Below are 6,560 nucleotides of genomic sequence, written 5' to 3' on the forward strand. Positions count from 1 at the left end.
AGAGTTTGTAAACTCTGCGCGTAAGTTAGATTCTGACAACTCCATAAATTCCCCCTCCCTTGCGGAGGGGGATAAAGGGGGTGGGTATAAAAACGCTTTAACTTCTAAAAATGCGACTTTTGCAAATGCGGAATCTACCCTCCCCCTAGCCTCACTCGTGCTGCGGGAGGGGGAACAAAGCCCTTGTCATACTGAGGCTTTAGCCGAAGTATCTCAAAATAGAGATTTTTCGCCTACGGCTCAAAATGACAAGGAAAAAGATATTTCGGTTTCTGTGAAACCTCAATATGACAATGTGGATTGCCACGATTTTGCTAAGCAAAATCTCGCAATGACGGATAATGCAAATTCTCATTTATCAAGTAATGGGGCGGAAGTATCTTTAGGCGATTTTGTGGGTTGTGAAGTTGGAAGCGAGGGAGTTTGCTTGTCGCAAATGACCGAAGCTGACAACGCACACTCCCGCAAAAGCGACAAAGAGACAACGCCCCCTGATATTATCCTAGATTTTTTCGCAGGAAGTGGCACGACCGCTCACGCCGTTATGGAGCTAAATCGCACAGATAATGGCAATCGCAAGTGCATTTTGGTTACAAATAACGAAATCACTGATATAAATCCAAATGGCATAGCAATCGATGTAACGACAAAACGCCTTAAACGCATAATGAGCGGGGAATGTTACGATGGCAATAAAGACTTTAAATGGCGTGAGAAAAACGCACCATACAAAGATAATTTAGAAGTTTATCAAATCGCAAAGATTAGCAAATATGCGCAAGATTCTACCCACCCCCTAACCCCCTCCGCAAGGGAGGGGGAATCTATGGAATCTCCACGCGCAATGGAGGGGGAGCAAAATGCAGATTCTCGTGCAAATGCAAATTTTCGTGAAAGGGAGGGGGAATTTAGTGGCAATCCGCTTGATTTAATCGATGAATGCGCTTATAATCTGCCCCGCTTTGAATCGATTCACAACAAAGCAAAATGGATAGCGCAAAATTTTGGAATCACGCTAAATACGATTGAATCAGATTCAGAGTATATCAAACGCACCAAAGGCATCACACAAAACACGCAAAATCCACACAACCACAATGCGCAAAATCCACAAAATCCTAACGCGCAAAAATCAAGCGATAAGGGCGAATAATGCTACAAGAAGTCATTGATTTGCAAAATGAAGCGGTTAGCAAACTTTTTGCGTGTGTAAAATCTAAAAAAGAAGTAACGCTCAAAGCTCCCACAGGCAGTGGCAAAACCTATATGATGAGTGATTTTATGAGTCGCGTAATCGCATCTGATAGCAATGTCGTCTTTGTCGTTAGCACACTCTCAAAGGGCGGATTAGGGGAGCAAAATTTTAAGGCATTTTGTCGATTTGCGCGGGAGCGATTTAGCAATCTAAAACCTTTTTTGATTGACTCAAATGATAGCGGGGAGGAAGCATTGCACATTCCCATAGGCTATAATGTCTATGTGTTGCCACGCGATTTGTATAAAGAAAAATCCAAACTCAAACAAGGTGCGTTAGTGAATTTCCTCAAATGGCAAAGCCCGAGTTTAGAGTATGGCACGCAGGGCAAAAAGATTTATCTAATCAAAGATGAATGCCATATCGCTACAAAAAATTTGGATAGTTTGATAATGGATAATAAAGGCAATGGATATTTTGAGAAAGTGATAAATATCTCTGCCACGCCAAAATTAGAGCGCAAACAAACCCCAGATGTCGAAATCACAGAGGAACAAGCAGTAAATGCAAATCTCATAAAAGCCGTGAATCTAAAAAATATCGATGATGAAAGTAGCACAGATGAACTACAAAACGCAATAGGCGAATATGTAAATCTAAAAAAAGCGTATTTGGACGAGCAAAAGGGCGTGGGGCTAAATCTGTGTATGATTATCCAAATCTCAAACAAAGACAAAGCGGACAAAGAAATCGCAATGATAAAAGAAGCCATAAAATCTCATAGCGAGCTAAAATATATGATAATCGTAGATGATACAAACTCCAATAAATGCGAGAGTAACGACAAAATCGCCAAAAATAAACTCCCCGTAAAAAAATGGAAAGAATACGCAAAGGGCAATAACAGCACGATTGACATAATCGTATTTAAAATGGTGATAAGCGAGGGCTGGGATATACCCCGCGCGTGTATGCTCTACCAAATGCGCGACTCTAAAAGCAAACAGCTTGATGAACAAGTCATAGGCCGTGTGCGGCGCAATCCGCGATTGCTAGATTTTGAAAATCTAAATAAAACGCAAAGGGATTTGATAAGCAAAGCGTATATTTATGGTGTGAAGCCAAAAGAATCAAATGCGATAAAAGTGTGGCTAAAATGGGAGATTCACGATGGATTGGTAAAAAATGAGATTATCAAAGAATTTGCCATAAAAGCAACCACGCTAAAGAGTGGCGAGAAATTAGATTTTAGCGCAGTGGAGATTTTGGAGCGTTTGGGTGCAGATTCTAGTGGAATGCGTGGCAAAAAGGATATTTTTACGCTTTATAGAGAATTAGAATCTAATAGCGCGTTAGAAGCGGAGTGCAAGGCGTATGCAGGGAGTGAATCTAGCAAGTGGTATGCGTTTGCAAATAATTTTGCTTTGCTTAAAAACGAGTATGAAAAAGAAGTGTTGGATTATGATAAAAGTGTGGAGATTAGCGAAGTTAGCGGGAATTTGGCGTTGGAGAGTTTTTTCAATGAAAGGGAATATGGATTTGATAAAGAGGCGTTAGAAAATTGGATTTGGCTATGTGATGGTGAGCAATTTGCCTTTGATAGCAGGGCTGAAAAAGAATGGATAAAAATCATAAGAGAAATATACAAAAAAGAACTTATCAAAAGCATAGTGATAAATGGCGAAAAAGTCGCGCTATTTGGCAAAAACTATCCCTATAACTCTGGCATAAAATTTGAATACTATCTAAATGGGCGACATTTTTCTTACCCTGATTTTGTGCTAAAAGATTTTAGCGATAGAATCCATATTTTTGAGGTAAAGAGTGTGGATTCTAGCTTTGGTGATTTTGGTGGCTTGGGCGAATCAAGCGCGTTTGGCGGGGGCGAATACGGGCGCAAAATCGCTGAATTAGCAAAAGTGTATAAAGCGATTTCTAAAAAATTGCCATATCATTTTTGGATACCGATAAAGCAAAAAAACAACGCTTGGAAAGTGCGGTGTTATGCAAATAGCGCAGATAGATTTGGTGGGGAAATTTTTAGCGAGGGAGACATTGCACAAGTAGTGGTAGAAAAAATGAGAAAGTAGAAAATGGGAACGCAAAATTTAGATTTTGCTTTTTGTAGTGGTTTAGCACAAGCCATAAAATCGTGCTTTTGGGTGATGAAAATATGGCTTATGCAAAAATAGCACTAACTAGAAAAAAACTAAAAAACGCCAAAAAACTAGAAAAATTATTCAACGCTATTTTTTAAGCTAGTGTCTAAAAAACTCCACTACTTCGCTTTTTTCTTGTCGCTTTTTGCTGTGTTTTGGCGGATTTGCGCCATAGCCAAGTGAGAGGATTACCGCTACACCAAAGGGCTTTTTCACGCCCAAAAACGCCTCCACTTTATCACGCTCAAACCCGCCAATCGCGCACGAATCAATGCCCTTAAATATCGCGGCGTTCATCATTTGCATTAGCGGGAGGTGGCATTGGGTTTGGCTAAAGTGAAAGATTTGCTCATCGCTCAACGCATCTGCCCAGCCTGTGTAGATTCCCAAAATCTGCTCAAAATGCGCTTCATCTGTGGCAAATCGCCGAACCTGCTTACGCGCAAACTCATCTTTGCTACGCAAATCCATTCGCCCTAAAATCACAATATTATGGCTTGCAGTGGCGACATTTTCTTGGGAGTAGCAGGCTTTTGCTAGCTCTGCGCTATACTCTTTGCTCACCACGACAAACTTCCACGGCTCAAAGCCATAGCCACTGGGTGCTAATCGCCCAGCCTCTAAAATCGCCTCTAAATCTTTACTTGGGATTTCCTTATCGCTAAATTTTTTGCACGCGTGTCGCGCTTGCAAGGATTCTTCAAAAGTCATTTTTGCTCCTTAAAATCAAAATTTTTAAAGAAGCAATGCTAACAAATTCTTAGTAAATATCTTAGTAAATATTTGACAATATCTAAAAACGCAAAATAAAATTATTAGAAATTATTTAGTAGTTAATAATTTTTATTTATTATACTTATCAAGGTTTTGGATTTTGCAAGATTTTTTGCAAAAACAAACCAAAAATCACAACAACTAAAGGAGAAAAAATGGCAGATTTTAGAAATCTAACAACTTCAAGCGGACGCCCTGTGGGCGATAATCAAAATGTGATGAGTGTGGGACCAAAAGGACCGCTTCTTTTGCAAGATTCGTGGTTTTTAGAGAAACTCGCAGCATTTGATAGGGAGAGAATCCCAGAGCGAGTGGTGCACGCACGCGGTAGCGGGGCGCACGGAGTGCTAGAAATCACCAATGACATTAGCGCGTATTCTAAAGCAGAAGTGTTTAAAAAAGGCACGAAAACGCCAATGTTTATAAGATTTTCTACCGTCGCTCCAGAGAGTGGTTCAGCAGATGCGGTGCGCGACCCGCGTGGATTTGCGGTGAAATTTTACACTACGCAGGGGAATTGGGACTTGGTGGGGAATAATACGCCGATTTTCTTTATCCGCGACCCATATAAATTCCCTGATTTTATCCACTCTCAAAAGCGCGATTCACGCACGCATATCCAAAATAGCGAGCGGTGGTGGGACTTTTGGTGTCAAACTCCAGAATCTTTGCACCAAATAACCTACCTTATGGGCGATAGAGGGATACCAGCGAGTTATCGTAATATGAATGGCTATGGAAGCCACACTTTTAGCCTTATCAATGAGAAAAATCAGCGATTTTGGGTGAAGTTTCACTTCCACACAATGCAAGGCATTAAAAACCTCACAAACGAGGAAGCAGAGGCAATTCGCGCAAAAGATATGGATTCTCATCAAAGGGATTTGTTTGAAAGCATTGAGCGAGGGGACTTCCCACGATGGAAACTCTCAATCCAAGTAATGCCAGAATCTGAAGCCAAGACTTATAAATTCCACCCATTTGATGTTACAAAAGTGTGGAGTCATAGGGATTATCCGCTCATTGAAGTAGGCATAATGACGCTAAATAAAAATCCACAAAACTACTTTGCTGAAGTGGAGCAAGCCGCGTTTAATCCCGCAAATATTGTGCCGGGCATTGGCTTTAGCCCTGATAGATTACTTCAAGGGCGATTATTTGCCTATGGCGATACGCAGCGATATAGGCTTGGCGCAAATCATAATCAACTCCCCATAAACGCACCAAAGTCCCCAATGCACTCAACTATAAGAGATGGCTATATGACAAATGGCGCATACAGCGATAGACGCAACTATGAACCAAGCGTTTTGGACGGGTATAAAGATAATTGGAATCTAAAAGAGCCGATTTTAGACCCGCTTCACTTTGAGAATGATAGCAGGCTAGGGCAGTGGGATTATCGCGCGCAAGATAGCGATTATTACACGCAGGCGGGGGATTTGTATCGGCTAATGAGCGCGGAGGAAAAAGAGCGACTTTGCCAAACAATAGCAGGCACGATGAAAGGCATAAATGAAAAAATCATCAAATTGCAGTTAGAGCATTTCACTAAAGCTGATGCAAACTATGGGGCGCGAATTACGGAGTTATTAGCAAAATGAGTAATTATTTAATAGATTCTGCGGATTCGCAGAATCTAGCGCAAAAATCCCAAGATTCTGCGCCAAATATGCCACATTCGCAAAATCTAACCCCGCAAGAATATGCCAAAATGGAGGAATTTGTCAAAATGTCCTTTGATTTTGCACGAAATAATGACGCGGAAAGCCTAAAAATAATGCTTGAAAATGGGCTAAATCCAAATCTCTCAAACCACAAAGGCGACAGCTTACTAATGCTTGCAAGCTATCACAACGCGCTTTTGTGCGTGCGTCTTTTGCTAGATTTTGGTGCGAGTGTCGATAAACCAAATGACAGGGGGCATACGCCACTAGCGGGAGTTTGCTTCAAAGGCTATATAGAAGTGGCGGATTTGCTTCTAAAAGCAGGGGCAAGTCCAAATGGCTGTGATGAAAATAGCACGATAAATGGCACAGGTGATTTTAAAGGAATTGCGCGAAGTAGCGCGATTTTAAGCCCCATAAATACAGCGATAATGTTTCGCCAAAAAGAGATTTTAGCCCTTTTGCTTAGCTATAATTCTAAAAAACTCCCATTATGGAAACGGCTTTTTGCCAAATGTATGCGGTTGTAATGATTTGCAGCAGAATTTGTTTCTTACTTCGCGACTTTTACGCGGTTGCATTCACGGCATAGCATTTGACAATTTTTGCTTTTTGCCCTATGCCGATTTGCTCCTTTGGTTGAATCGTGTGGCATTCGCGCTCTTGTGCCTCTTTTGCTTTGGTGCGTGAAAACTCCATAAACGCATTTTTGCTTTGCAAAATTTTATCGGCAAATCTATCGATATTTTGGGGATTGTGAAGCGA

General features: G+C 41.1%; 6 protein-coding genes. 4 read left to right on the top strand and 2 right to left on the bottom strand.

Annotated elements, in window-relative coordinates:
- Both ACWIX0_RS12570 and ACWIX0_RS12575 read left to right on the top strand, forming a co-directional pair.
- The coding region (locus tag ACWIX0_RS12570) for a DNA methyltransferase (RefSeq protein WP_454174332.1) at window positions 1–1,153 on the top strand (1,153 nt) is incomplete at its 5' end.
- A complete protein-coding gene (locus ACWIX0_RS12575) occupies window positions 1,153–3,285 on the top strand; it encodes a DEAD/DEAH box helicase (protein WP_454174333.1) in 2,133 nt (710 codons plus the stop codon). The genes ACWIX0_RS12570 and ACWIX0_RS12575, both read left to right, overlap by 1 nt.
- Before the next feature lie 168 nt (window positions 3,286–3,453).
- Here the strand turns inward: ACWIX0_RS12575 and ACWIX0_RS12580 are convergent, their stop codons facing one another.
- Window positions 3,454–4,065: a nitroreductase family protein gene (locus tag ACWIX0_RS12580; protein WP_454174334.1), complete on the bottom strand. Its 612-nt coding sequence runs from the start codon at window positions 4,063–4,065 to the stop codon at window positions 3,454–3,456.
- Window positions 4,066–4,283: 218 nt separating this feature from the next.
- Here ACWIX0_RS12580 and ACWIX0_RS12585 point away from each other — a divergent pair, with 218 nt between their 5' ends.
- Together ACWIX0_RS12585 and ACWIX0_RS12590 are read left to right on the top strand one after the other, a co-directional pair.
- Entirely contained in the window at window positions 4,284–5,732 is a 1,449-nt protein-coding gene (locus tag ACWIX0_RS12585; protein WP_454174335.1) for a catalase, read from the top strand.
- A gap of 68 nt (window positions 5,733–5,800) precedes the next feature.
- Window positions 5,801–6,325: an ankyrin repeat domain-containing protein gene (locus ACWIX0_RS12590; RefSeq protein WP_454174337.1), complete on the top strand. Its 525-nt coding sequence runs from the start codon at window positions 5,801–5,803 to the stop codon at window positions 6,323–6,325.
- Window positions 6,326–6,362: 37 nt separating this feature from the next.
- On the opposite strand, the gene ACWIX0_RS12595 is transcribed toward ACWIX0_RS12590, so the two are convergent.
- Window positions 6,363–6,560: hypothetical protein (locus ACWIX0_RS12595; RefSeq protein ID WP_454174336.1), on the bottom strand; the 198-nt coding region annotated here is incomplete at its 5' end.

This window comes from Helicobacter sp. T3_23-1059 (assembly GCF_053654515.1).